At 71.1% G+C, this 26,370-nt stretch carries 20 protein-coding genes; 5 read left to right on the forward strand and 15 right to left on the reverse strand.

Features of this window, described 5'->3' with window-relative positions:
* Positions 1–133: 133 nt before the first annotated feature.
* Entirely contained in the window at positions 134–4,066 is a 3,933-nt protein-coding gene (locus ABT137_RS44470) for a S8 family serine peptidase (protein WP_351718229.1), read from the reverse strand.
* Positions 4,067–4,566: 500 nt separating this feature from the next.
* Here ABT137_RS44470 and ABT137_RS44475 point away from each other — a divergent pair, with 500 nt between their 5' ends.
* On the forward strand, positions 4,567–5,565 hold the full coding sequence (locus ABT137_RS44475) for a TrmB family transcriptional regulator (protein WP_351718231.1): 999 nt from the start codon (positions 4,567–4,569) through the stop codon (positions 5,563–5,565).
* Positions 5,566–5,803: 238 nt separating this feature from the next.
* Here the strand turns inward: ABT137_RS44475 and ABT137_RS44480 are convergent, their stop codons facing one another.
* Complete coding sequence (locus ABT137_RS44480; RefSeq protein WP_351718233.1) at positions 5,804–6,454, reverse strand: DUF3566 domain-containing protein; 651 nt, start codon at positions 6,452–6,454, stop codon at positions 5,804–5,806.
* Between the two features lie 244 nt (positions 6,455–6,698).
* Between ABT137_RS44480 and ABT137_RS44485 the strand changes: the two genes are divergently transcribed.
* From ABT137_RS44485 to ABT137_RS44495, 3 genes are read left to right on the forward strand one after another with little or no spacing between them, the layout of a single operon-like run.
* A complete protein-coding gene (locus ABT137_RS44485; RefSeq protein ID WP_351718235.1) occupies positions 6,699–7,538 on the forward strand; it encodes a CPBP family intramembrane glutamic endopeptidase in 840 nt (279 codons plus the stop codon).
* Positions 7,535–8,701, forward strand: coding sequence for a sensor histidine kinase (locus ABT137_RS44490; protein WP_351718237.1), 1,167 nt, complete (start codon positions 7,535–7,537; stop codon positions 8,699–8,701). Before ABT137_RS44485 ends, ABT137_RS44490 begins: the two co-directional genes overlap by 4 nt.
* A gap of 5 nt (positions 8,702–8,706) precedes the next feature.
* On the forward strand, positions 8,707–9,405 hold the full coding sequence (locus ABT137_RS44495; protein ID WP_351718320.1) for a response regulator: 699 nt from the start codon (positions 8,707–8,709) through the stop codon (positions 9,403–9,405).
* Between the two features lie 33 nt (positions 9,406–9,438).
* On the opposite strand, the gene ABT137_RS44500 is transcribed toward ABT137_RS44495, so the two are convergent.
* The 11 genes from ABT137_RS44500 to ABT137_RS44550 form a co-directional block, all read right to left on the reverse strand.
* Positions 9,439–10,608 (reverse strand): SUKH-4 family immunity protein, encoded by a 1,170-nt coding sequence (locus ABT137_RS44500; RefSeq protein ID WP_502984674.1) that lies wholly within the window; start codon positions 10,606–10,608, stop codon positions 9,439–9,441.
* Positions 10,609–10,777: 169 nt separating this feature from the next.
* Positions 10,778–11,308 carry an AAA family ATPase gene (locus tag ABT137_RS44505; protein WP_351718324.1) on the reverse strand — a complete coding sequence of 177 codons (531 nt, stop codon included), beginning with the start codon at positions 11,306–11,308 and terminating at the stop codon, positions 10,778–10,780.
* 2 nt (positions 11,309–11,310) lie between these two features.
* A complete protein-coding gene (locus ABT137_RS44510; protein WP_351718239.1) occupies positions 11,311–13,623 on the reverse strand; it encodes a xanthine dehydrogenase family protein molybdopterin-binding subunit in 2,313 nt (770 codons plus the stop codon).
* Positions 13,620–15,338 carry a 2Fe-2S iron-sulfur cluster-binding protein gene (locus ABT137_RS44515; RefSeq protein ID WP_351718241.1) on the reverse strand — a complete coding sequence of 573 codons (1,719 nt, stop codon included), beginning with the start codon at positions 15,336–15,338 and terminating at the stop codon, positions 13,620–13,622. The genes ABT137_RS44510 and ABT137_RS44515 overlap by 4 nt, the downstream gene beginning before the upstream one ends.
* Positions 15,335–16,228, reverse strand: coding sequence for an FAD binding domain-containing protein (locus ABT137_RS44520; protein ID WP_351718242.1), 894 nt, complete (start codon positions 16,226–16,228; stop codon positions 15,335–15,337). The genes ABT137_RS44515 and ABT137_RS44520 overlap by 4 nt, the downstream gene beginning before the upstream one ends.
* 289 nt (positions 16,229–16,517) lie before the next feature.
* Positions 16,518–18,140 (reverse strand): beta-N-acetylhexosaminidase, encoded by a 1,623-nt coding sequence (locus ABT137_RS44525; RefSeq protein ID WP_351718244.1) that lies wholly within the window; start codon positions 18,138–18,140, stop codon positions 16,518–16,520.
* A gap of 13 nt (positions 18,141–18,153) precedes the next feature.
* On the reverse strand, positions 18,154–18,999 hold the full coding sequence (locus tag ABT137_RS44530) for a carbohydrate ABC transporter permease (RefSeq protein ID WP_351718246.1): 846 nt from the start codon (positions 18,997–18,999) through the stop codon (positions 18,154–18,156).
* A 5-nt stretch (positions 19,000–19,004) separates the two neighbouring features.
* Positions 19,005–19,988 (reverse strand): carbohydrate ABC transporter permease, encoded by a 984-nt coding sequence (locus tag ABT137_RS44535; protein WP_502984675.1) that lies wholly within the window; start codon positions 19,986–19,988, stop codon positions 19,005–19,007.
* The gene (locus ABT137_RS44540; protein ID WP_351718248.1) at positions 19,985–21,277 is read right to left on the reverse strand and encodes an extracellular solute-binding protein; all 1,293 of its coding nucleotides are present in this window, start codon (positions 21,275–21,277) and stop codon (positions 19,985–19,987) included. Before ABT137_RS44540 ends, ABT137_RS44535 begins: the two co-directional genes overlap by 4 nt.
* Positions 21,278–21,511: 234 nt before the next feature.
* A complete protein-coding gene (locus tag ABT137_RS44545; protein WP_351718250.1) occupies positions 21,512–21,790 on the reverse strand; it encodes a DUF3039 domain-containing protein in 279 nt (92 codons plus the stop codon).
* Positions 21,791–21,842: 52 nt separating this feature from the next.
* Positions 21,843–22,415: a YqgE/AlgH family protein gene (locus tag ABT137_RS44550; RefSeq protein WP_217545775.1), complete on the reverse strand. Its 573-nt coding sequence runs from the start codon at positions 22,413–22,415 to the stop codon at positions 21,843–21,845.
* 251 nt (positions 22,416–22,666) lie between these two features.
* Between ABT137_RS44550 and murA the strand changes: the two genes are divergently transcribed.
* Positions 22,667–24,007, forward strand: coding sequence for a UDP-N-acetylglucosamine 1-carboxyvinyltransferase (gene murA, locus ABT137_RS44555; RefSeq protein ID WP_351718252.1), 1,341 nt, complete (start codon positions 22,667–22,669; stop codon positions 24,005–24,007).
* 189 nt (positions 24,008–24,196) lie between these two features.
* Here the strand turns inward: murA and ABT137_RS44560 are convergent, their stop codons facing one another.
* Both ABT137_RS44560 and ABT137_RS44565 read right to left on the reverse strand, forming a co-directional pair.
* Positions 24,197–24,478, reverse strand: coding sequence for an HU family DNA-binding protein (locus ABT137_RS44560; RefSeq protein WP_189268239.1), 282 nt, complete (start codon positions 24,476–24,478; stop codon positions 24,197–24,199).
* 281 nt (positions 24,479–24,759) lie between these two features.
* The gene (locus ABT137_RS44565; RefSeq protein WP_351718254.1) at positions 24,760–26,163 is read right to left on the reverse strand and encodes an NAD-dependent malic enzyme; all 1,404 of its coding nucleotides are present in this window, start codon (positions 26,161–26,163) and stop codon (positions 24,760–24,762) included.
* Positions 26,164–26,370: the final 207 nt, after the last annotated feature.

Raw genomic sequence — 26,370 nt, forward strand, 5'->3', positions numbered from 1 at the left:
CCCGGCGTGTCCGCGCCGCGCGCCGCGGCGGGCCGGGCGGGCGGGGCCCCCCGCCGCCCCCCCCCCACCCCCCGCGCGGGCGGGCCGGCGGCCCCCCCCCCCCCGGACCCGGGGGGTCGAGCAGCGGATCGGGTCAATAGGAGAACTGCTGGATCTGGCTGCCGTCGCCTGCGTATGTCCAGCCGGTCCGGGTGGCCGGGTCGAGCTGGACGGCGCGCTCGTGATGGGCTTGGAGCCGGCCGTTGTAGGAGCCGAACAGCGGGTACTCGACGCCGGTTACGGTGCTCACCGTCTTGCCCGTCTTCAGGTCGACGACGACGATGCGGCCGGTGGCGTTGTTGTCGCCGAAGCCGTACTGCTGGAAACCGCCCGCCGGCTTCAGGTCCGGGTACCGGAAGGCGAACAGCGCCAGGTGGTGCTCGCCGTCGACGGCGAGCGCGACGGGTGCCTGGGCCATTCCGAGATTCACCTGGTCCCCGCTGGGCAACTGCGCGAAGTACCCGGTGCCGGCGAAGTTGACGCTAAGCGAGTGGTACCACGTTTCGTAGAGGCCGCCCTTCTGGTCGGAGGCGAGGGTGTCGGCGCAAGGGATTCCCGCCTGGCTGTGGGTGACCGTTCCGCTGTCCAGGTCGACTGCGGCCATGGTGCCGGATCCACTCGAAGCCAGGCAGTTGACGCCGATCCCATTCTTCTGCGCGGAGAAGACACCGGTCGACTCGTCCACGTCCAGCAGGCCGTACGAGCTTCTCCCGTCCGGGGTGGGCTCGAGCTGGAGCGGCATCCCCTGAGCGCCGGTCGCCGTATCCACGGGGAGCACGAAGCTCGCACGGTCGCTCGAACGGTAGGCGAGCACCGCTGCACGGTGGCGCTTGGCGTCCACCCGCCCGCCCGTCACGACGTACTGGTCGTCGACCCGGACGGGGCTGCCGACCGCGTTGCCGGTGCTGGTGTCGTAGGTCTCCAGCCACTGCTCGCCGGTGGTGGTCTGCTTGTGCAGGACCAGCGTGTGGTGGGCGGAGTCGACGCCGAACACCTCGTAGATGGAGCCGTACGCGGGGTCGCTCGTCACCTTGCGTCCATAGATTCCGGTGGTGGCGTCATAGTCGTACACCGAGCCTTCACCGGTGGGGCTTTCGATCGCCGCGACGGATGTGCCGCCGGGGACGATCGCGAAGTTGGTCAGGTTGGTACCGTCGGGGGCCAGTCCGTCGTCGTATGCCAGCAGCGACGTCGGCGAAGCCTGCCCGACTACCTTGCCGTGCTCGTCGACGGCGAACACTCGCAGGTCGTAGGTGGTCGATGAGGGCAGCTTGAGCGCGAGGGCGTCGAGTTCCGCCGTGCCTCGCGTGCCCGTCAGCGAGCGGTCGAGCGTGGCCGGGTTGTCCACCCCGTTGTGGTCGCGGGTGGTGCCGTTCTGGTTGCTGACCAGGTTGTACGAGTTGTACATGTTCGGTCCGGGCGCGGAGAACTCCAGCAGCGTGCCGGTGGCGCCCTTGACCTGCGATACGTCGTAGTGCACCGAGAACCGCGGTGCGGCCCGGTTGATCTCCAGCAGGTGACCGAACTCTCCGGATGCCTTCGCGGCCAGGGTCGGCGCCGCCGGGCGTTGCGAGGGGTCACCGCCGTCGACCCGGATCGAGGCGAACTCGCCGTACAGCGGGCCGGACTTGGAGTTGCCTGTGGGGTTCTCGAGGATACCGATCCCGTAGATGCCGCCGCCGGCGGAGAAGGCGTCGGCCGGGACGGTGACCGTGCCGCGAAGTGCCGTCAGCGGGGTGCTGTAGGAGGCGGAGAAGATGGGCGCCATCGCGGGGTTCCAGTGGCCGACTCCCGACACGACCAACTTCGGCGAGCTGACGTTCCGCACTCCGGTGAGGTCGTAGCTCACCTGCACGGAGTGTCCCGTGTTGACGACGGGCTGGACTACCGGGGCGAGCGACTCGACGTAGCTGCCGTCGGTGGGGCCGAAGGTCAGCTCGTGGGTGGCCGAGGCCAGCACCTGGTGGCCGTGGCGCACCTCGAAGGTGAGCGAGATCTGCCGGTCCGTCGCGGAGATGACCGGGAGTCCGGCCGCGGTCAGCATCTGCGTGGGGGTCACCCGGATCGCCGACACATCGGAGGTGAACTCTTCGTTCCCGATGCGCAGCACGTAACTGACGCCCTGCCGGCTGGACAGCCCGGTCACGTCGGCGCCGATGGTCACCGGTCCCACCAGGCCCTCCCCGGTGGCGCTGGAGCCCGTGCCCGGTCCGGCCAGATCGATGCGTCCGGGATCGGTGCCCTCCAGGTACGAGCCACCGAGCCCGCCCATGGTCTGGCGATGCGCCACGGAGAGCCGGACGATGCGGGGCGTGCCCGTGTCGGCACGGCTGCTGCCGTCCGCCTTGGCCAGGACCGCCTGCACAGCGGCCGTGACGTCGAGCTGCGGGCCCACGTGGAGCGGCTGGTCGACCTGCGGCGGCGTGGGCACGACCCGGCCGGTGCGCTCCAGCAACGAACGGACGTCATCGGGCGACGGGTGCTGCCCGGTCAGCCGGGAGGCCTGTAGCACGACCGCTGCAGCGGCCGCGATCTCGGGCGCGGACGCCGAAGTGCCTCCGCTGAGGACCTCCGCCACCGACTGCGCGCTCTGGCCCTGATGCTCGAAGGCGGGAATGCCGTCACTGGGCGCCGAGACGTCCACACGCGTGCCGAATCCCGAGGAGAAGACCCCGGAACCGTTGAGCCTGGTGGTCGCCCAGGTGCCGTTGGCCGACGCGGCTCCACCGTTCTGCGGCGGCACGGACAGCGTGTCGTCGGTCGTGGTACCGCCCGCAGCGATCGCGCCGGAGTCCAGCACCTTGCTGGGCGTGGTCGACAGCTGGTCGTCGTCGATCCGGGTAGTGCCGGCGGCCTTGCGGGTCACGTTGGTCGCGGTGCTGCCGCCGTCGGGCCCGACGGCCGCGTTGGTGTACAGCCTGGTGCCGTCGTTCGACGAGACCACCACGGTGATGCCGTACTGCTGCACGATCGACGCGATCACGGCCTGCTGGACCGGGTCGTCCTCCAGGTAGCGGCCGGGGAGCCCCTGGGCGTCGGTGCCGTAGCCGAGGCTGGCGGTGATCACGTTGGGTCGCGGCGTCTGCCGGGCCGCGGCCAGCAGCGCCACCGCGATCTGGCTGAACGTCGGCTGCTCCGGGACGACGAGCCGGTAATGGGCACCCGGGGCGATGCCCAACAGGTCGGAGTACCCACTGCCCTGCATGTCCGGACGCTGCAGTTCGTGCGGAAGCGGCGCCATCACGGAGAAGTCCAGCAGCACCTCACCCAGCACGGGGTCCTGCCCCTGGGTCGAGCCGGTCGGGTCGAGTGCGCCGGTCGAGTCCGCGGTGTAGGTGGGGATCAAGGGCATCGTGGGGATGTCCAGGTACCGCTGTCCGTTCTGGACGACGGTCGTCGGCCCGTGCGAGTCGAGGTTTGGCGTCGACGTGTCGCTGAGGTTGCCGATCGAGACGTTGGTGATGGTCTCACCGGTGCCGGGCAACTGGCCGAACTTCTGCTTCAGCAAGCTGTAGGCGCCCGTCGCGTTCACGCCGCCGGCGTTGAGGAAGCTCTGCAGCGAGGTGCCGAGAGCCGCGTTGCCGGGCACACCGTCGGAGCCGGTCGCACCGCTGTCCTGTTCCCTGGCCGACGAGGCGGCCTTCCCCGCCGTGGCGCTCACCGAGGAGGGCAGCGGCACGGAGCCTGTGTTCATGGGAGAGACGGTCTGGTCGGGCTCGGCGTAGACGACACCGGGTGTGGCGGCCAGCTTCCGGGCGGCGGCCGCGGCGTCACCGCCGGCGAACTGGACGACCTGGACCTTGGACAGGTCGATCGCCCCGGAGCCCAGCTTCGCCTGGGCGGCTGAGCGCAACTGCTTCGCCTGGGCTGCCGACAGCGCCGGCAGCAGGGGACGCATGGAGACAGCGTGGGCCCGCTGGAGCGCGGTGTTGACCGCGGTGTCCGAGGTCAGCGGGGTACGGACCTGCAGATTGCGCTGCTTGCCCAGCGACGTGCCCGTCACCTCGGTGGCCGAGCCAAGGACCACGAGGACCTGGTGCGGGCTGTTCTTCGCCGACTGCGCGGGCGTGGGCTTCAGGAACGAGCGCCACGGACCGAGCGCTGAAGATCCGGGTATGGAGGGCGGCGCGGCCCCCGCACCGGGCTGTGACGCTGATGAGCTGCTGCCGAGCGGGGTCCTGACGGCCGGCGACTGGCCGGAATCAGTGGCCGCGGAGCCGGACCCGGGGGAGCTTGAGGGAAACGCGGCCGCGGGTATCGTTACGGCCGCGGTGATGGCCACGAGCGCGATACCGACGGCACCAAGCCGTCTGCCGCGGGTGTGGGCATACGTCATGGGACACCTTTCTCAAGGAGCGAATCCGCGAGCACGGATCCACACCGGAAGGCTCTGCCCGCTCGAACGTGCTCAGGACAGCGCCGACTTCAGCGTGAAAGATGTCAACCGCGACCAACGAAAGACAAGGTTAAGAGGCTGGCGGATCTCTGCCAGGTGGCGGAAGCCGCCACGGAAATGGGCGGAGCGGTATGGAACTTAGCGTGCTCGGGCTTGCGGAAGAAACAGAACACGTCTACGTGGCACTGGTCCGGCAACCTCGCTGCACCTCTTCGGAGTTGGCCGACGTGTGCGGCATGCCCGCGACCACTGCGGGAAGACTGCTGTCCAAACTGGTCAAGGCCGGGCTCGCCGTGCAGGACGCCGGCCGCCCGCCACGCTTCACCGCCACTCCCCCGGATGTCGCCGTCACCGCGCTGATAGACCAGCGCGAGCACCAGCTCAAGGAAGCACGAGCCCTGGTACAGCGGTTGACCGAGACTCACCGGGAGGCGGCCCGGATAAGCCATCCCGACATGGCCGTCGAACTGCTCACCAGCCGTGAGCACATCAGCGCCGCCGTGCACCGGCTGACTGTCGACGCCCGCCACCAGGTGCGTGCGTTCGACCGCCCGCCCTATGTCGACGGCCCCGGCAGCAACCTCGACCGCCAGCTCCAGCAGCAGCGGCGCGGCGTGATCCACCGGGTGATCTACGACCGCGAAGCGGTGGCCTGGCCCGGCAGACTGAACAACGACATCGTGCCCAGCATGAAGGCAGGCGAGCAGGCACGGGTACACCCTGAGTTGCCCCTCAAACTCGTCATCAGCGACGACCGGGCGGCCATCCTCCCCTTCAGCCTCGGACCTGGGGGCCAGTCAGTCGCCTACCTGGTCCACCGCTCCCCTGTGCTCGTAGCCCTGGAATCGCTCTTCGAGGCGCAATGGGAGCGCGCAGTGCCGCTGTCGGACGACCCGCTGCCGCCCGGCGACGCCACCACCGCGGCGGAATCCGAGGACGCAGAGCCTGATGAGGAGACTCGGTCCCTGCTTGCCCTGCTCGCCTCAGGCCTCACCGACACGGCCATCGCGCGCGCCCAAGGCTGGAGCGAGCGGACCACCCAGCGTCGCGTCCACCAACTCATGTGCCAACTCGGCGCCTCCACCCGTTTCCAGGCGGGCATCACCGCCACCCGACGCGGCTGGCTGTGAAAATCGCAGATGGCGGACTCCGCCTCACGGGGCGGGCGCCGCTGGCGCCCAAAGCCGCGGGCGCAGTCCTCAAGGCCCCCACGGCGGTCGATCAAGGTGTTGTCGAGGTCGAGAAGTGCCAGCACAAAACGAAGCCACGCGACGGACCGCCCGTCTCAGTTTGCGTCTCGTTCACCGCTAGGCAAAAGGAAAGGGCGGCACCCTGCGAGGGGTGCCGCCCTTGTGGTTGTCCGTGGAGCTACGGCTGCCGGGGGCGGGGGTCGGCTTCGGTGGCGGGTGGGGATGAGTCGCCGTGGGGGCGGCGGGAAGGGCGGCCGCCGGCAAGGGGGTTGGCGGGCAGCCAGGCTTCCAGGCGCCGCCGGGCGCGTGCGTGCAGGTGTGTCATGAGCCGGAAGGCCTGGGCGGCCGGGGGTGGGTCGGTGAGGTCGCCGGTCAGGGCCACTTCCACACCGCCGCTGAACCGGGCGGTGTAGTTGTACATGAAGCCGCACAGGCAGGCCAGTGCGGTGCCCAGGAGGATCTCCAGCGCGACGACCCCGGTGGCGACGACCAGCGTCTCCCACGGCGTCGGCCACTCGCCCGGGGCGACGATGTCCAGCAGCACCGACGTGGCGAGCGCGGCGCCGAGGACGCACACGCCCAGGCCTGTCAGGAAGAAGAAGCTCATCACCGTGACCGACCACGGGTTGGTCCCGGATATGCGCATGCGGGTGGGCCGGCGCGGTGGGCCGTGCGGGAAGGCGTGATCACGGGGCGGTGCCGGCTGCGGCGACCCGCGTTCGGGTGCCGTCGGAGTGGGCGCCGTCGGTGACGTCACCATGCGGGACGAGATCCTCGGCGCCGGCTTACGGGCCGTGCTGCGGGTCCTGCTGCGCTTGGTTCGGCTCATGTCCGCTCCCTGCTTGGCTGGTCCTCACCTGCGACGTTATGTGGAGGCGTGCGGCCGCGCATCCCCGGCGGTGACGGTGAGTGACGGGAGCCGGCCGGCCTCGGCGGTGGCGGCCGGTTCGCGGTTGTCCCCCGTGCGAGCTACCGGCAGGTGTCCACTCAGCGGTGACGATCGCGGGGCGGCCGATCCGTAGCGTTCGGGCCAGTCGCGGCGCTTCGGCCGCGGATCCTGTGAGGGAGTCATCATGAGGCTGGTCTGGCAGCTCCTGGCGGTCGCGGCGGTCGCCTTCGTCGGGGGGCAGGGTGTCGCCGCGGTGCAGGGGAGCTGGTTCCTCACCCTGGTCCTCGGCCTGCTCACCGCCGTGGTCGCGGTGCTCGTCTACGGGTGGGTGGTACGGCGCACCGAGCACCGGCCGAGCGTGGAGGTGGGCCGCGAGGATGCCCGGGCGGCGTTCGGGCGCGGGGCGCTCATAGGTGTGGCGACCTTCGCGTGCGTCATCGGGAACATCGCCTTCCTCGGGGACTACACGGTGCACGGCGTGGGGTCGGTGACGGGTGCGGTGGGAGTGGTCGGGTACATGGCCGCCGCCGCGGTGACCGAGGAACTGCTCTTCAGGGGCGTGCTGTTCCGGATCGTCGAGGAGCGCACCGGGACCTGGATCGCACTGGTGTCGACCGGGGTGCTGTTCGGGATGATGCATCTGCTCAACAAGGACGCGACCGTGTGGGGCGCCCTCGCCATCGCGATCGAGGCCGGCGGCATGCTCGGTGCCGCGTACGCCGCCACCCGCACCCTGTGGCTGCCGATCGGCCTGCACTTCGGCTGGAACTTCGCCGAGTCCGGCATCTTCGGCACCGAGGTCTCCGGCAGCGGCGGAGCGCAGAAGGGGCTGCTGGACGCCTCCACCTCGGGCTCGGAGCTGGTCACCGGCGGGCAGTTCGGGCCGGAGGCGAGTGTGTACTCGGTGCTGCTCGGGATGCTGGTGACGGTCGCGTTCCTGTGGCTGGCCAGGCGGCGGGGGCATGTGGTGCCGCGTCGGCGTCGGGACGTCCCGGCCGGTGCCGTCGCTACACTGCCCCGGTGATCAGTCCTCGGCGGGCGCCCGGGTGGTGGCACCGGCTCGACGTCACGGTCCGGGATCTGCCGCTCGGGCTGCTGCTCCTGGCCGGGTCGTTCCTGCCGGCGCTGCACGGCAACGGCACCCAGGTCGGAGATCTGCCGACCCGCCCCTTCGACGCGCTGACGATCGCGGTGCTCGGCCTGGAGTGCCTGCCGCTCGCCGGGCGCCGCCGGTGGCCGGCCCTCTCGCTGGCGCTGGTGTCCCTCGGCTTCGCCGTGGACCAGCTGCGCGGCTACCACTCGGTCGCCGGCACCGCGCTGCCGCTCGCCCTGATCAGTACCGGCGCCCATCTGGAACGGCACCGGCGGGCCACCGCGCTGGTGTTCTCCGCGGCCTACGTGCCGTTGGCGGTCGCGCTGTACCGGCTGGGGTCGGGGGGTGAGACGGCGAGCGGGTTCGTGACGTTCTACCTGGTGCTGGTGCTCGCCTGGGGCATCGGGGCGTGGCTGCGCTCCACCCGGGCCGCGGAGGCCGAACGGCGGCGGCGCGTCGCCGAGGACACCCGCGCCGCCGAACGCGCCCGGATCGCCCGCGAGTTGCACGACGTGGTGACCCACCATGTGACGGCGATGGTCGTGCAGGCGGAGGCGGCCCGGTACCTGACCGCCGCGCCGGACCGTCTCGACCGGACGCTGACCGCCGTCACCGACACGGGGCGGCGGGCCATCTCCGATCTGCGTCATCTGCTGGACCTGCTTAATCCCGACCACGGCACCGATACCGGTGGCGGCAGGACACCGCCCGCCGGCCGGCTGCTCACGCTCGTGGAGCAGACGCGCCGGGCCGGGCAGCCGGTGGAGTTCACCGAGGAGGGCACGCCGACGCCGTCGGCGGGCAGCGCCGACCTGGTGGCCTACCGGGTGGTGCAGGAGTCCCTGACGAACGCCCTCAAGTACGCCCACGGCAGCCGGACTTCGGTCCGGGTGCGGCACGGCGAGAAGGAGATCACCGTGGAGGTCGGCACGGACGGGTCCGGCCACGCCACGGCGTCCCCGGGCGGGAGCGGGCGGGGCCTGGCCGGTCTGCGGGAACGGGTGGCCGTGCTGGGCGGCGAGTTCAGCGCCGGGCCCGCGGACGACGGCCGCTTCGTCGTCCGGGCCCGGATACCCGCGGGGAGCCCGGCATGAACGGCATGAACGACGTGGCCGGAGTGACCGGCGCCGGCGGCGGCGAGGCGCCGATCCGGGTCCTGGTCTGCGACGACCAGGTGCTGGTCCGCACCGGCCTTGCGACGATCATCGACGCCCAGCCCGACCTGGAGGTGGCGGGCGAGTGCGGGGACGGGCAGGCCGCGGTCGACCTCGCCGGCCGGCTCCGCCCGGACGTCGTGGTGATGGACGTCCGGATGCCGGTCCTCGACGGCATCGAGGCCACCCGGCTGCTCGCCGGTGCCGGGGTGCCGCATCCGGTGAAGGTGCTCGTGGTGACGACGTTCAACCTGGACGAGTACGTCTACGAGGCCCTGCGCGCCGGCGCCAGCGGCTTCCTGCTCAAGGACGCGCCGCCGGACCGGCTGCTGCACGGCATCCGGACCGTGGCCACGGGCGCGGCCCTGCTGGACCCCGAGGTGACCCGGCAGCTCGTGGGCCGCTACGCCGCCCGGATCCGCCCCGCCGACGGCGGCACCCCGCACGGTGTTCCGCTGACCCCGCGCGAGCTGGAGGTGCTGCGCCTGATCGCGGACGGCCTCTCCAACAGCGAGATCGCCGCGGCCCTGGTGCTCAGCCCGGAGACCGTCAAGACCTTCGTGTCCCGCATCCTCGCCAAGCTGGGTCTGCGCGACCGTGTCCAGGCTGTCGTCTACGCCTACCGCCAGGGCCTGGTGACCTGACCGGTCCCGCCCGGCCCCCGCCCTGTCGCCCCGCTAGAGCACCCCGCCGGCCTCGTCCTGGAACAGCTCCGTCCAGTAGTGCCAGTCGGCGTCCGTCGTGACGGGCGTGGGGTCGATGGTCGCGAGGGTGTGGAGCATGGTCGCGGCGAGCTGGTCGTAGGCCTCGGTGGTGAGTTCGTGGTTCAGGTGCTCGTCGATGGTGCGCTCGTGGTGCAGGAGCCAGAGGGTGTAGGCGAGCGTGGAGATGTCGGTGTTGAGGGGGTAGAGGGTCGCCTCGGGCTCGGAGAAGTTGAGGATCGTGCCCGTGGAGCCGTCCACGACGAGGCTGTTGTCCTCGACCAGGTAGCCGAGGCGTATGAGCCGGTCGGCGTGGCGGGGGAGGTCGTCCAGGGGGAAGTCGCCGGTGTGGATGTCGGTGAAGTACTCCCAGAGGGTGGGGAGCGGGGCGTCCGGGTCGAGGTGGAAGACGACCGCGTGCTCCGGGAGGCCGGTCTCGCGCAGGAAGCGGCGGGTCGGCTCGTGGGTGAGCGTGGGCGGGAAGTCGACCTCCTCGAAGCGGGCCACCCGGCCCTGTCCGAACTCCTGGTCCAGGAGCCGGGCCGGCAGGTCGACGGCGAGCCCGGAGTCCGTGCCGGGGCCCGCGATCAGGCTGAGGGGGCGGATCAGGGCCGTCGCCTTCCAGTACGGCGGGACGCGGCCGGCCGTGCTCTCCTCGAAGAGCTCCAGGAGCCTGCGGGAGGCCTCGGTCGCCGCCTTCGTGCCGTGCGTCCCGGCGAGGGAGGCGAAACGGCCGCGCAGGCCCGTCAGTTCCTCGGTGACCGCGGCGAACCGCAGCAGGGTCTCCAGCGAGGGCGCCAGCGGGCGCGGCTCGGTGGGGTCGATCAGGTAGGCCGTGGTGATCTCGCCGGTGCCGCCGTCGAGGAGGATCGACTCGGTGTCCAGGCCGACCGGGGCCAGCAGCTCCCCTATCACCAGGCGGTCCCGGAGCTCCTCGGCGAGCCGGGTCGGGCCGTCCGTGACGTCCGCCAGGGTGCGCAGGCCGGTCGTGCGCAGCGTCTCGAACGTCAGCAGGCCGCCGCTGTCGGGCAGTCCGGGGCCGGTGAGCCAGCTGCGGGTGGGTTCGTGCGTGATGTACCTGTCCAGTTCGGCCTCGGTCAGAGTGATCGCCGTCGCACCGCTGCCGGTCGTGCTGATCGTGCTCATCGCTGCCCCCGCGATCAAGTGTTCAAGACGTGCAAGTGGGTCGAGTGGTGCGTCGTGCGTAGGTCGTCAGCAGGGCATGGCGGGCCGTCCGGGCTTCCCCTCCGAAACGGCCGTCCCCACTACCCGGAACACTACGCCGCGGCACTGACAACGCCCCGCAGAAGAGACGTCAGACGACCCTCGACCGTTCCGTCCCGGTGAGAATCGCCTCCACCGTCTGTTCCACGGTGAGCTCCGAGGTGTCCAGCCACAGTCCCAACGGCTGGGTGCGCAGGCGGAGTTCCGCGTCCAGATCGGCGATCGTCCACGCGGGCCCGTACCCGGTCTTCGGCCGCCCGGCCTCCCGCTCCGCCACGGCCTCGGCGCTGGGGGCGAGGACGACGACGTGCAGGGGGCGGGTGCGGATCCGCTCGACGTACGACGCCAACTCCGGGCCCAGCAGCACGTCCTGGACGATCGCCGTGAAGCCGGCTTCGGCGTAGGCGTCCGCCGTGGCGGCCGACAGGCGGTAGCGGAGATGAAGTTGGGCGGTCGCCTCCGCGGAGGCCCCGGGCGTGTACTCCTCCCGTCCCGACACGATCATGCGGCGGAAGAGGTCGCCGCGGACGTGCGCGGCCCGGGGCAGGGACTCGGCCAGCGCCTGCGCCACCGTGGACTTGCCGGCCGCCATCACTCCAGCGATGACCACGACCCCGGACAGGCTCACTGGCCCGTGACCACCGCCGCCTGCGGGCGGATCGGGAGGCGGTTGACCGGGCGGCCGGTCGCCGCGCGGACGGCGGAGGCGATGGCCGCCGGGGACGTCACCACCGGTACCGCGCTGACCGACTTGGCGCCGAAGGGGGCGACCACGTCCCGTTCCTCGACGAGCTTGACGATCCGGATGTCGGGCGCGTCGAGGGCGGTCGGCAGGGCGTACCCGGTGAGGTCGGGGTGGCGGATCAGGCCGCGCGGGGTGCGCAGGTTCTCCGTCAGGGCGATGCCGACGCCCTGCGTGACACCGGCCTCGATACGGGCGTTGAGCTGTGCCGGGTTGAGGATCCGGCCGACGTCCTGGGCGACGGCCAACTCCACGACCCGCACCGAGCCGAGCTCGATGTCGACGTCGACGACCGCGCGGATCGCGCAGAAGGCGAGGCCGACGAAGGCGTCGCCCTGGCCGTCGCCGTTCAGCGGCTCGGTCGGGTGCGGGCGGCACTGCGCGGTGGCCCACAGCTCCTTGCCGTCCAGCGCCTCGGTGACGGTGGTCGACAGGACGCCGTCGTACGACGTGATCTTGCCGTCGGTGATCTGGAGCAGCTCGGTCGACATGCCGAACTTGTGGGCGAGGGGCTGGAGGAGCTGGGTGCGGACCATCTTGGCCGCGCGTTCCACGGCGCCGCCGGAGACCCAGGTGTGGCGGCCGCGGCAGCCGGGGCCGGCGGGGGGCTGGTCCGTGTCGACGGGGGCCACGTGGACCTCGTCGACGCCGAGGGTCTCCTGGACGATCTGGCGGGCCAGTGTGGTGAAGCCCTGGCCGGTCTCCACGGCCGCGCAGAGCACGGTCGCGATGCCGTCGTGCACCTTGACCGTGGCCGTCGAGACCTCGTCGGCGCCCTCCGCGCCGAGCATGTGCACCATGCCGAGGCCGTAGCCGACGCCCCGGCGCACCGCGCCCGGTTCGCCCGCGCCCTCGGGGCCGCCGGGCAGCAGCCACTCGTCCTCGGGCGTGTCCTTGGGGAGCTGCGGGAGCGGGAAGTCCCGTACCGCCTGGAGGAGTTCGGCCACCGGGGCCGGGCAGGTCACGGTCTGGCCGATGGGCAGGAGGTCGCCGGTGGCGAGCGCGTTGCGCAGGCGGATCTCGGCCGGGTCGAGGCCGAGCTTCTTCGCCAGCTTGTCCATCTGCGCCTCGTAGGCGGCGCACACCTGCATGGCGCCCTCGCCGCGGACGTGTCCCGAGGGCGGGTTGTTGGTGCGGACGGCCCAGCCCTCGATGAAGGCGTTCGGGACGACGTACGGGCCGCAGGCGAAGGAGACGGCGGCGGCCAGGGACTCGGCGGAGGTGTCGGCGTAGGCGCCCGCGTCGAGCAGGATCTGCGCCTCGACCTTGACCAGCTTGCCCTCGGCGTCGGCGTGGTGCCGGTAGCGGAGCAGGGTGGGGTGGCGGTGCGCGTGGCCCAGGAACGACTCCTCGCGGGTCGCCGTGAGCTTGACCGGGCAGCCGGTCTTCAGGGCGAGCAGGCCGAGCGGCAGCTGGAAGCCCTGGTCCTCGCGGTCGGCGGTCGCGCCCGGCACGCCGGTGACGACGATCTTCACCTGTTCGAGCGACAGGCCGTAGCAGGCGGCGGCCGTGTTGCGGTCGGTGTGCGGGTCGGTGGAGGCCACGTACAGCTCGACGCCGCCGTCGGGGCGGGGCACGGCGAGTCCGGCCTCGGCGCCGATGGGGGCGGGGTCGGCGCGGCCGATGCGGTACTGGCCCTCGACCACGATCTCGCCGGTCGCGTCCGGGTCGCCGTGCTGGAGCGGGATGTGCCGGATCAGGTTGCCGTCGGGGTGCAGCGGCTCGGCCTCGAAGGACTGCTCGGGGTCGATGACCGGGTCGAGCACCTCGTACTCGACGATGACGGCGGCGGCGGCCATGCGGGCCGTGTCCGGGTGGTCGGCGGCGACGGCCGCGATGGGCTCGCCGTGGTGCCGTACGACCTCGGAGGCGAAGACCGGGCGGTCCGGGGTGCCCCGGCCGTGGCGCGGGGTGCCGGGCACGTCCTCGTGGGTGACGACGGCCCGTACGCCGGGCATCTCGCGCGCGTGGCTGGTGTCGATCGACACGATGCGCGCGTGCGGGTGCGGGGAGCGCAGGACGGCCGCCCACAGCAGGCCCTCGGCCCACAGGTCGGCCGCGTACGGGAAGGTGCCCTCGGTCTTCGCGCCCGCGTCGGCGGCCGGCAGCGACACGCCGAGGCCGTGCGGCAGCGGCTCGGCGGCGGGGACGGGGGTCTCCGCGGCGGTGGTCGTGGTGACGGTCTCGTTGGTCACGCCTGGCCTCCGTCCGGGCCGTAGGGCTGGTCGTCGTAGCTCTGGCTCTGGTCGTCGAACGACTGGTTGCCGCCGAAGGTCTGGTTCCCGCCGAACGACTGGTCGCCGCCGAACGACTGGTTCCCGCCGAAGCTCTGGTCGCCGCCGAATGACTGGTTGCCACCGTACGACTGGTCGTACGCCTGCTCGTGCGGGATCTGGATTCCGGCCCCGAAGGTGCGTGGCGACTCGAACGCCGACGCGTTGACGCCGCCGGCGCCCGGTCCCGCCTGATGGGGAATACGGGCCTCGTCGCCGTCCGTCTCAGCGTCGGCGGCGGCGTGTGCCTCGCGTTCGGCGACGACCTCGTTGACGGCGTCCAGCACGCCCCGGTAGCCGGAGCAGCGGCAGAGGTTGCCGCACAGGGCCTGGCGGGTCTCCAGCTCGGTGGGGGCTGGGTTGCCTTCCAGCAGGTCGTGGACGGTCATCGCCATGCCGGGGACGCAGAAGCCGCACTGGACGGCTCCGCAGCGGGCGAGGGCGCGTTGCACGTCCGAGGGGCGGCCGTCCTGGGCCAGGCCCTCGACCGTGCGGACCTCGCTGCCGGCGGCGGTCACCGCGGGGACCAGGCAGGAGGCGACCAGGCGGCCGTCGACCTGGACGTTGCAGGCGCCGCATTCGCCTTGCGAGCAGCCGTCCTTGGCTCCGGCGAGGCCGAGGCGTTCGCGGAGGACGTACAGGAGGGACTCGCCGATCCAGGCGTCGGTGACGGGGCGGTCGGCGCCGTTGACGCGCAGGACGTAGGAGGCGAGGGGGTGGTCGTCGACCGCCTCGGCCTCGCCTTCGGCGTGTTCGTTCCCGCCCTCGTCACCCGCGACGCTCTCCTCGTCGAGTGCGGGTGGCCCCTGCGGGGCGGACTCGCCGTCGGCGCTCTGCGGGTCGTGGGCGGGGTGGGAGCCGGGAGCGCCGTGGGGCGCGTCGGCTTCGCCGGCGTCGGCCCGGCCGCCGAACGCGGCCGGTTCGCCGGTGCCGGACGGTCGGCCGACCGTGTACGGTTCGCCGATATCCGCCGCTTCGCCCCGTTCGCCCCCTGCGCCCCTCGTCGGCGCGTCGGCCACAGGCGACGCACCGGCGGCTCGGGAGGCGATTCCGGCGACCGAGGTGTCGCCATGGCCCACGGAGGGCTCAGCGGGCGACCCAGGGGCCTCCGCGGGGTGTTCCCAGCCCTGGGCCTCCGCCACCCAGGGCGCGGACGCGCCACCCGGCAGGGTCGTCGGCGGCGTGCCGCCCCACTGCTCCATGAGCGCGGATGTGGTGAACTCGCCCGATTCGTCCGGAACGTCGCCCGTCGCGACCGGAATCGACCACTGTCCGGTCACATCGTGACCGGGCGCGGGCGGCGGCTCCTCGTAGGTCCACTGCTGCGTCGAGGCCGGGTTGTACGTGAACCGGTCGTCGGCGGGCCGCTCCTGCGGGACCGTGTTCGGGTCGGGCCACCGGGCGCCGTCGGCCGGCACGCCCCAGGTGTCGGCGTCGGGGGCGGCCGCTATCTGCGGCGGCACATAGCCGTGCCCGGGCGCGGCCAGGGGGCTGTCGGCGGACAGCAGGGCCTCGATGCCGCCCTCGGGGAGCTTCACGAACGCGGTCGCGCCGTCGTCGTAGTCGCCGTGGGGCAGCGGGTTCCAGCGGCCGCCACCGCTCGCGGGCGCGCCCTCTCCGTGCTGGTCGTCGGTCATGACAGCGCCCTCCCCAGTGCTCGTCGGGCCAGCGCGGCGACGGTGCGCCGCAGGTGCAGTACGGCGGGCGGAAGTGCCGGCACCGAGCCGTCGGGCTCGGGGGCCGGGTCCGGGATGCAGGCGGCCGCGACGTACTCGCCGAAGGCGGCCAGCGCCTCCGGGACGAGCGCGCGGTCGTTGTCCCAGTCGATCAGCCGGGCCACCCACTGCTCGGCGTCCAGGGGTCTGAGCGGCATCGGCGCTATGGCACCGACGGCGCATCTGACCCCGCGCCGCGCGGGGTCGAGGACGAGCGCCACGGAGGCCACCGAGCGGCCCGGTCCGGTGCGGCCGGTCGCCTTCAGGAAGACCTGCGGGGCGTGCAGCAGCGGCACCCGGACGAAGCCGATCAGCTCGCCCGCGCGGAGCATCTCCACGCCGGCCAGCAGGTGCGACACCGGGATCTCCCGGCGGGATCCGCCGGGTCCCGCGATGATCAGCGTCGCCTCCAGGGCGGCGAGCACCGGCAGCGCGTCGCCGGTGGGCGCGGCCGTGGCGATGTTGCCGCCCAGGGTGCCGGCGTTGCGGATGTGCGGCGGACCGGCGGCCCGCGCGGCGGCGGCGAGCGCCGGGATCAGGGCCGCGAAGTCGGGGCGGCCCATGCGGGCGTGCGTGAGGCCGGCGCCGAGCAGGGCGTTGCCGTCCTGGTACTGCCAGCCGCGGATCTCGCTGATCCGGCCGAGACCGACCAGGGCGGCGGGCCTGAGCTGTCCGGAGTTGACGGCGGCCATCAGGTCGGTACCGCCCGCGACCGGGACCGCGGCGGGCATGGCGGTGAGGGCCGCCACGGCCTCGTTCAGCGTCGTGGGCAGCGTGACGGACTGCGCCGCCTGCGGTGCGTGCGTGGTCAAAACCGGCTGCCCCTTCCCGCTGCCCCACCTGGTCCCACCTGTGTGGCCGTACGGTACGTGCTCACAGGGCGGACGTGGCAACTCTGGCACATCTTCGCAAGCCTCGAACGCACGGGTCCGCTAGGAGGCATTCGCCCACCTCATCGGCCACTTGGTCCGTTTTCTTCCACCATCACCGGTGCGCACCGATTGACACTCTTCGGTGACTCTTGAGGTCTTTTTCCATTACGCGTTCGGAGCGGGGGCAGGGCGCGGCGAGCGGGACCGGTGAGGGGGCGGGCCGGGGTGGTCAGCGGTTCGGGGGCGGGCCGTCGAGGGGGCGGCCGAGGACGCCGGGGCGCTGCTGCCACGGCAGGGGGCCGGCCGGCGGGCGGTAGGCGACCCCCAGGGCGTCGAGCCGCCGGTAGTGCGCGGCCATACGGCGCTCGAAGTCGGCGAAGTCCCGTTCCCCGGGGGCCGGGAGGGCGCTCCAGGCGACCTCGGCGAAGGCGGCGAGCCGGGGGAACGCCTGGTAGTCCACGCGCGCGTGGTCCTCCATCACCTCGGTCCAGACGTTGGCCTGGGTGCCCAGGATCCGCCGCGCCTGGGATTCGTCCAGCCCCGGCGGAACGGGTTCGAACCGGTACACGTCCTCCAGGGTGCGGACGTATCCGATCGGCACCGGCTCGTCGGCGCCGTCGGCCTGACGGTGGTCCAGGTACACGTACTGCTCGGGGCACATGACGACGTCGTGGCCGGCCCGCGCGGCCGCGATCCCGCCGCCGTAGCCACGCCACGAGGAGACGGCCGCGCCCTCGGCGATCCCGCCCTCCAGGATCTCGTCCCACCCGATGAGCCGACGTCCGCGCGCGGAAAGCCACTTCGCGAAGTGCCCGATGAACCAGGACTGCAACGCGTCCTCGTCGGCGAGCCCGAGTTCCTTGATGCGGGCCTGCGCGGCCGGCGAGGCCCGCCACTGGTCCTTGCGGCATTCGTCGCCGCCGACGTGAATGAACTCCGACGGGAACAGCTCCAGCACTTCCTCGAACACCCCCTCGTAGAAGCGCAGGGTGTTGTCAGTGGGGGCGAGTACGTTCGGAGAGATCCCCCAGGAGTCCCAGACGGAGAGGGCGGTGGTGTCGATGACGTCGGTGTTGCCGAGTTCCGGATACGCGGCGATGGCGGCCTGGGAGTGTCCCGGCACGTCGATTTCGGGGACGACCGTGATATGCCGCTCGGCCGCGTAGGCGACGATCTCCCGGATGTCGTCCTGGGTGTAGAAGCCACCGTGCGGCTTCTCCTCCCACAGGGGTGACGCCCGATGACCGAATTTCGTACGGGTCCGCCAGGAGCCGACCTCGGTGAGCCGGGGGTAGCGCTCGATCCGCAGGCGCCAGCCCTGGTCGTCCGTCAGGTGGAAGTGGAAGACGTTGAGTTTGTGCGCCGCCATGAGATCGAGGTGGCGCAGGACGCCTTCCTTCGGCATGAAGTGCCGGGCGACGTCGAGCATGAAGCCGCGCCAGGGGAATCGGGGGGAGTCCTCGATCGTGAGATGCGGCACGGCCCAGGTGCGGCCGGGTTCGACGGCGGCCCTGCGGTACGCGGCGGGGCCCAGGAGTTGCCGCAGTGTCTGGGCACCCCAGAAGACACCCGCCGCGCTGCCGCCCTCGACGAGGATGCCGGCCGGGGCGCTGACGAGGCGGTACTCCTCGGGGCCGAGGTGCGGGTCGAGCAGGAGCCCGATGCCGTCGCCGTCGATGTCGTCGAGCTCCCGCCCCTCGCGCAGCGGCAGACCGGCGGCCGCCCGCAGGACGGTGCGCAGCCAGTGGCCGACGCCCTCCGTCCCCGGACCGGCGTAGAGCTGTGAGTGCGCCGTCAGCCGCACCTCGCCGGAACCGGCGAGGACACTGCGCGGCGCGGGAATCAGACCCATCACCGAAATCACCTCAGTCCTTGACCGCTCCGCCCAGTCCCGAGACCAGGCGTCGCTGTACGAGTACGAAGAACACCAGCACCGGAATCGTCATCACCGTGGAGGCCGCCATCACGCCGCCCCAGTCGGGGTCGTCCGGCTTGAAGAACACCAGGAGCGCCATCGGCAGCGTGGACTGCGAAGTGTCGCTGATGATGAAGGACTTGGCGAACAGGAAGTCGTTCCAGGCGGAGATGAAGGAAAACACGCTCGTGGCCACCAGGCCCGGCAGGACGAGCGGGAAAAGGATCTGCCAGAGAAAGCGCGACCGGCTCGCCCCGTCGATGTACGCCGCCTCCTCCAGCGCCTCCGGCACCCCTTTCACGAACCCCCGCAGCATCCAGATCGCGAAGGGCAGCGAGAAGGCGATGTGGGGCAGGACCAGCGAGCCCAGGGTGTTCAGCAGACCGAAGTCCCGCATCTGGAAGAAGAGGGGGATGGTGAGGGCCTCCACGGGCACCATCTGGGCCACCAGAAACATGATCAACAAGGTGGTCCGGAAGCGGAACCGGAATCGGGTCACGGCGGTCGCCGCGAGAAAGGCGATCAGCGCCGAGACGATGACCACACTGCCCGCGACGACCAGACTGTTGACGAAGTAACGGCCGAATTCCTGCTGCCCGAAGACCCGCCGGAAGGAGTCCAGAGAGGGCGAGAGGGTCCACGGCCGGGGCCGGTCCGACTCGATCTCACCGGCCGGTTTGAAGGCGCCCAGCACCATCCAGTACAGCGGAAAGGCGACGAGGACGGCGATCGCCAGCGCCGCCCCCTCGGCGGCCAGCCGCCCCGGCCGCCGGACGAAGCCGCGCACAAGATTCACGACGGTCACAGCTCCTCCCCCTGCCGGCGCAGCAGCCGCAGGTAGACCAGGGTGACGGCGAGCAGCACCAGCAGCGTGACGACGCCGATGGCCGCGCCCAGCCCGTACTGCGAGGAGGCGAAGGCCTGCTGGTAGGCGTACACGTTGAGCACCAGGTTCTGCCCGGCGATGCCGCCCCCGCCGGTCATCACGTAGATCTGGGTGAAGATCTTGAAGTCCCAGATCACCGACTGGATGGTGACGACCATGAGGATCGGCCGGAGCATCGGCGCCAGCACCGACCGCCAGATCCGCCACTGCGAGGCCCCGTCCAGCGCGGCGGCCTCCAGCACCTCGGACGGCACGGCGCGGATCCCGGCGTACACGGTGACCATGACGAACGGGAAGGAGCACCACACCACTTCGAGCAGGACCAGGAAGAAGGCGGAGTAGCGCCCGTACGTCCAGGAGTGGTCACCGAGCCCGAGCACCCTGTCGACCGGCCCGAAGTCCGGGTCGAAGAGGAACAGCCAGACCGTGGACCCGGTGACGGCCGGGGTCGCCCACGCCCCCAGCGCCGCCAGCATCAGCGCCAGCCGAGGCACCGCACGCACCCGCGTCAGCAGCACGGCGAGCGCACACCCGACGGCAAGGGTCGACACGACACAGGCGGCGGCGAAGCCGACGGTGGCCAGCAGCACCGACCAGAACTGGTCGTCGGAGAAGACGTCCGAGTAGTTGTCGAGCCCCACGAAGGCGGTGGGTTCACCGCCACTGACCTGAGCCTGGGTGTACCGGAAGACGGAGATGAGCCCGAGCTGATAGATGGGGTAGACGAGCAGCCCCCCGAGGACCACAAGAGCGGGGGCCAGATACAGCCAAGGCACAGTCCGGCTTGCCAAGGGGCGCGGGGCTGTATTGAATTTGCGGCTACCGCCGCGCGGGCGCGACCAGCCACGACGGCGCCGCACCCGCCCACGCTCGGCAAGCACCCCCACCGTCGGCGTCATCCGGCGGAGCCGAACGCGTCGTCCATCTTCTTCGCCGCCTCCTGCGAAGCAGCTCCCACACTCTTCTTGCCGCTGATGACCTCCTGGAACATCGTCGGCAGCACCAGCGACGAGTCGATCTGCGACCACCCCGACGAGGCAGGCACGAACTTCGTCCCGGCGGCCAGGGTCGTCACGAACGGCTTCACGAACGGCTCCTTCGCGGCCGCCTGGTCACGGACGTCCTTGAACGTCGGCAGGAACCCCATCGCGTCGAACATCTCCGCCTGCGTCTTCTTGGAGGCCAGTTCCTCCATCAGCGCGACGGCCAGCGTGCGGTGTGTCGTGCTCTTCAGCACCCCGATGTTGTTGCCGCCCGCGAAGGCCGGCGCGATCGAGCCGGCCGCGGCCCCCGGCAGCGGCACCACCGCGTACTTGCCCTTGACGCTCCCCGCCTCCACGGCGGCGTGGCTGAAGTCGCCCCCGATCGCCATGCCCGCCTTGCCCGCGGCGAACGCGGTGACCGTGTCGTTGCCGCCGAATCCCGCGCACTTGGCGGCCGGACAGTTGTCGTCGCCGAAGAGGGACGTGTACTCCTTGATGCCCTTCTGCGCGGCCGCGCTGCCGATCGCCGAGGTGTACGACCCTCCCTTGTCCGTCGCCAGTTCGCCGCCCTCGGCCCAGATGAAGGGCATCGCGCCGTAGGTGTAGGCGCCGCCGACGACCAGGCCGTACAGGTCGGGCTTCGCGGCACGGATCCTGCGAGCGGTGGAGGCCAGCTCGGCCAGGGTGGCCGGCGGCTTCAGGCCCAGTTCCCTGAAGACGTCCGTGCGGTAGTAGAGGGCGCGGACGCCGACGTAGAAGGGGGCGCCGTAGACCTTGCCGCCGACGGTCACCGACTGCCGGGCCGTCGGGTCGGTGTCCTTCGCCTCGCTCCAGGCGCCGAAGTCCTTCGTGACGTCGAGGAGTCCGCCGTCGTGGACGTATCCGGCGGTGTCGGTGTTGCCGTACTCCATGACGTCGGGAGCCGAGGCCGGGTCGTTGAAGGCGGCCTTGACGCGCTGGGCGCGCGTGTCGACCGGGATGTACTCCACGTCGACCTTGGTGCCGGTGTGCGCCTTCTCGAAGGCGGCGACGACGGAGTCGACGACCTTCTGCTTCGGGTCGTTGCCGACCTCCTGGAAGAGCCACACCCGCAGGGTGCCGCTCTTGTCGTCCTTGTCGGAGGCGGAGTTGGAGGAGGTCTGCGGGGCGCACGCGGCGGCGAGGAACAGGGCGCCGACGAGGAGTGCGGGGACGGGGAGCTTCATGGAGTGACCCTCCGGGAGCGCGCTCAAGCACGGGAGCGTTGCAAGGTATGCAACGGCTATTTCGCTCTGCACAACACCACGGAGGCTAGGGACAACATGAACATGCCGACAAGAGGTCTCAACCACTCTGTGACCGCATGACGCACTCCGTGCAACGCACGGGTACGACAAAGGCCCCGGAGCACGCCAAAGCGTGCCCGGGGCCTCGGTGAGCCGAGCTGTCGGACCAGCGGGTTACTTGTCCTGGCCCTCGCCGTCGCCGCCGGCGCCCATGGACTCGTAGATCTCCTTGCACATGGGACACACGGGGTACTTCTTCGGGTCGCGGCCGGGCACCCACACCTTGCCGCACAGCGCCACGACGGGGGTGCCGTCGAGGGCGCTCGCCATGATCTTGTCCTTCTGGACGTAGTGGGCGAAGCGCTCGTGGTCGCCGTCGCCGTGGGACACCTGCGGTGTCGGTTCTACGAGGGTCCCGGTACCAGTCCCGCGCTCGGGCTCAAGAGTGCTCATAAGTGCCAAGGGTACTGAAGCGCCCGGACAACGGTTGCGAGAAGGCTCACCGTCAGTTGAGCGAGGGGTCGTCCGGGTAGGTGGCCACCATCGCGAGCTCGTTGCGCTGGCGGCGCAGGACCTCGCGCCAGAGTCTTTCCGGGGACGGGGAGGAGACGTCGCCGGGTTCGGACTCGACGACGTACCAGGCGCCCTCGACCAGTTCGTCCTCCAGCTGGCCGGGGCCCCAGCCGGCGTAACCGGCGAAGATCCGCAAGGAGCCGAGGGCCGAGGCGAGCAGCTCGGGCGGGGCCTCCAGGTCGACCAGGCCGATCGCGCCGTGCACCCGGCGCCAGCCGAGCGGGGCGCGGTCGCCGTTGGCCCCGCCGGGGATGACCGCGACGCCGAGCGCGGAGTCCAGGGAGACCGGGCCGCCCTGGAAGACGACCCCCGGCTCGCCCGCGAGAGAGGCCCAGCCCTCCAGGATGTCGCCGACGTCCACCGGGGTGGGGCGGTTGAGGACGACACCGAGGGAGCCCTCCTCGTCGTGGTCGAGAAGGAGCACCACCGCACGGTCGAAGTTCGGGTCCGCCAGGGCGGGCGTGGCCACGAGCAGCCGCCCTGTGAGCGAGGACACCTCGGTCATGCCTGACATGATCCCGCATCTTCCCTTCGCGTGGGGAGCCAATCCGGGTCCACGGGTGAATGCAGCTCAGGGCGGAAGGGAGCGCCCCCGGCGCACGGTCACGGGCAGTGACCCCATGTGTCCGATTAGGCACCGTTCGTGTTGTGACACAGCTATGACGTAGCTGGGTGGTCCGTGGGCTTACGGGAGGGGGCCGATGGGCGATTACTCTGTCTCTCCGGCCCTGCCCAACTCCATGGAACGCGAGATTCATGACCGTCAACGACGATGTCCTGCTTGTCCACGGCGGCACCCCGCTGGAGGGCGAGATCCGTGTCCGCGGTGCGAAGAACCTCGTACCCAAGGCCATGGTCGCCGCCCTGCTGGGCAGTGCACCCAGTCGGCTGCGCAACGTTCCGGACATCCGTGACGTGCGGGTCGTACGCGGCCTGCTGCAGCTGCACGGGGTGACGGTACGGCCGGGCGAGGAGCCCGGTGAGCTGGTGCTCGATCCGACGTACGTGGAGAGCGCGAACGTCGCTGACATCGATGCCCACGCGGGTTCCAGCCGGATCCCGATCCTGTTCTGCGGCCCGCTGCTGCACCGGCTCGGCCACGCCTTCATCCCGGGCCTCGGCGGCTGTGACATCGGCGGACGTCCCATCGACTTCCACTTCGACGTGCTGCGCCAGTTCGGCGCGACCATCGAGAAGCGCGCGGACGGCCAGTACCTGGAGGCGCCGAAGGGGCTGCGCGGCACGAAGATCCAGCTGCCGTACCCGTCCGTCGGCGCGACCGAGCAGGTGCTGCTGACGGCCGTACTCGCCGAGGGCGTCACGGAGTTGTCGAACGCGGCCGTGGAGCCGGAGATCGAGGACCTCATCTGCGTGCTGCAGAAGATGGGCGCGATCATCGCGATCGACACCGACCGCACGATCCGCATCACCGGTGTGGAAAAGCTCGGCGGCTACACCCACCGGGCCCTGTCGGACCGTCTGGAGGCCGCGTCCTGGGCGTCGGCGGCCCTGGCGACCGAGGGCAACATCTACGTCCGGGGCGCCCAGCAGCGCTCGATGATGACGTTCCTGAACACCTACCGGAAGGTGGGCGGTGCCTTCGAGATCGACGACGAGGGCATCCGCTTCTGGCACCCCGGCGGCCAGCTGAAGTCCATCGCGCTGGAGACGGACGTGCACCCGGGCTTCCAGACCGACTGGCAGCAGCCGCTCGTCGTCGCCCTGACCCAGGCGACCGGCCTGTCCATCGTCCACGAGACGGTCTACGAGTCCCGCCTCGGCTTCACCTCCGCGCTGAACCAGATGGGTGCTCACATCCAGCTCTACCGCGAGTGCCTGGGCGGCTCGGCCTGCCGCTTCGGCCAGCGCAACTTCCTGCACTCCGCGGTCGTGTCCGGGCCGACGAAGCTCCAGGGCGCCGACCTGGTCATCCCCGACCTCCGCGGCGGCTTCTCCTACCTCATCGCCGCCCTCGCGGCCCAGGGCACCTCCCGCGTCCACGGCATCGACCTCATCAACCGCGGCTACGAGAACTTCATGGAGAAGTTGGTAGAGCTGGGCGCGAAGGTGGAACTGCCGGGCAAGGCACTCGGCTGACGCCTGCAAGAGCCGGTACGACGATGGGGCGGCCCCTGGTGGAGGGGCCGCCCCATCGTCGTTTGCCGCTTGCCCGCCGAGCGCTTTCACGCCCCTGGCGAGAGCGCCCCGTCAGGGGCGCGGGGAACTGCGCGACCAAGCCACGACGGGCCCGCAGTCACCGATGGCGCTCAAGCGAAGCGCCTCCGCTCACTTGCCCTTCGCGGATTCCTTCAGCTTCGAGCCCGCGGAGACCTTCACGCTGAAGCCGGCGGGGATGTTGATCGGCTCGCCGGTCTGCGGGTTGCGCGCGGTGCGAGCGGCACGGTGGGTGCGCTCGAAGGTCAGGAAGCCGGGGATGGTGACCTTCTCGTCGCCCTTGGAGACGATGTCGCCGACGACATCGGCGAAAGCGGCCAGCACGGCGTCGGCGTCCTTGCGAGTCACCTCGGCACGGTCGGCCAGCGCGGCCACCAGCTCACTGCGGTTCATGTTGTTACTCCCGTGTTCTTCTTGCCATTGAGGCGTGCCACGCGGCGGAGCCGCATGTTGGGCCGGGACGCATCCTGCCCCCACCTGCGGCGGGAACGCCAATCCGGGTGCCGCCAATACCCTACGGGTGGGCCGAAGGGGGGGTTTCACGACGCGCCGATTGGATGGCGTGGCAAGTTTCACAAACGTTTGCCTGGGTCCGTGCTTCGGATGCGGCCCGGTGGGGGTTGCTCGCGCAGTTCCCCGTGCCCCTGACGGGGCGCTCCCGGTAAGGGCGCTCGTCAGGCGCCCTTTGCGGCCTCCCTGACCGCGCCCGCCACCGCTCCCGCGACCTTCTCGTTGAAGACGCTCGGGATGATGTAGTTCGGGTTCAGCTCGTCCTCCGTGACCACATCGGCGAGGGCCTTCGCGGCCGCGAGCATCATGTCGGTGTTCACCGTACGGGACTGGGCGTCCAGGAGGCCGCGGAAGACACCCGGGAAGACCAGCACGTTGTTGATCTGGTTCGGGAAGTCGGAGCGGCCGGTGGCCACCACGGCGGCCGTCTGGCGGGCGATCGCCGGGTCCACCTCGGGGTCGGGGTTCGCGAGTGCGAACACGATCGCGCCCTCGGCCATGGCGGCCACGTCGTCGCCGTCGATGACGTTGGGGGCGGAGACGCCGATGAAGACGTCGGCGCCGCGCACGGCCTCCTTGAGGGTGCCGGTCAGGTTCTCGTGGTTGGTGTTGTCGGCGATCCAGCGCAGCGGCGAGTCGGCCGAGGCGTCGACGAGGTCCTCGCGGGCGGAGTGCACGACACCGTGGATGTCGGCGACGACGGCGTTCTTCAGGCCGGCCGCGAGCAGCAGCTTGAGGATGGCGGTACCGGCCGCGCCGGCGCCGGACATGACGACCCGGATGTTCTCAATTGCCTTGCCCGCGACGCGAAGTGCGTTCGTCAGGGCGGCGAGGACGACGATCGCGGTGCCGTGCTGGTCGTCGTGGAAGACGGGGATGTCGAGGGCCTCGCGCAGGCGGGCCTCGATCTCGAAGCAGCGCGGCGCGGAGATGTCCTCCAGGTTGATGCCGGCGAAGCCGGGGGCGATCGCCTTGACGATCTCGACGATCGCGTCGGTGTCCTGGGTGTCGAGGCAGAGCGGCCAGGCGTCGATGCCGGCGAACCGCTTGAAGAGGGCCGCCTTGCCCTCCATGACCGGGAGGGCGGCCTTGGGGCCGATGTTGCCGAGGCCCAGGACCGCGGAGCCGTCCGTCACGACCGCAACGGAGTTGCGCTTGATGGTGAGGCGGCGCGCGTCCTCGGGGTTCTCCGCGATCGCCATGCACACGCGGGCCACGCCCGGGGTGTAGATCATGGAGAGGTCGTCACGGTTGCGGATGGGGTGCTTGGACTGCATCTCGATCTTGCCGCCGAGGTGCATGAGGAACGTACGGTCCGAGACCTTGCCGAGGGTGACGCCCTCGATCTCGCGGAGCTGCCCGACGATCTGGTCGGCGTGGGCGGTCGAGCTGGCCGCGATGGTGACGTCGATGCGGAGCTTCTCGTGGCCCGACGCGGTGACGTCGAGGCCGGTCACCGAGCCTCCGGAGGACTCCACGGCGGTGGTGAGCTGCGAGACGGCGGTTCCGCTCGCGGGCACCTCCAGCCGGATGGTCATCGAGTAGGAGACGCTGGGCGCCGTTGCCATGGCCGACTTCCTTCGTTGTTTCACCGTGTCGCTGGTTTTGCCGTCCGATCGTCGCACCTACCGTCGGGTAGGCGTTAGCCGGGCCTGATTACGTACGTATTGTTCGCGCAAAAAAGAGGCCCACGTCACACGTGACGTGGGCCTCCTCCTACGTTTATGACACCGACCCGCCATGCTCGCCTCGCGGCAAGTGGTCGCTCGTAGCGA

This window comes from Streptomyces sp. NPDC001980, from assembly GCF_040296885.1.
GTDB lineage: Bacteria > Actinomycetota > Actinomycetes > Streptomycetales > Streptomycetaceae > Streptomyces.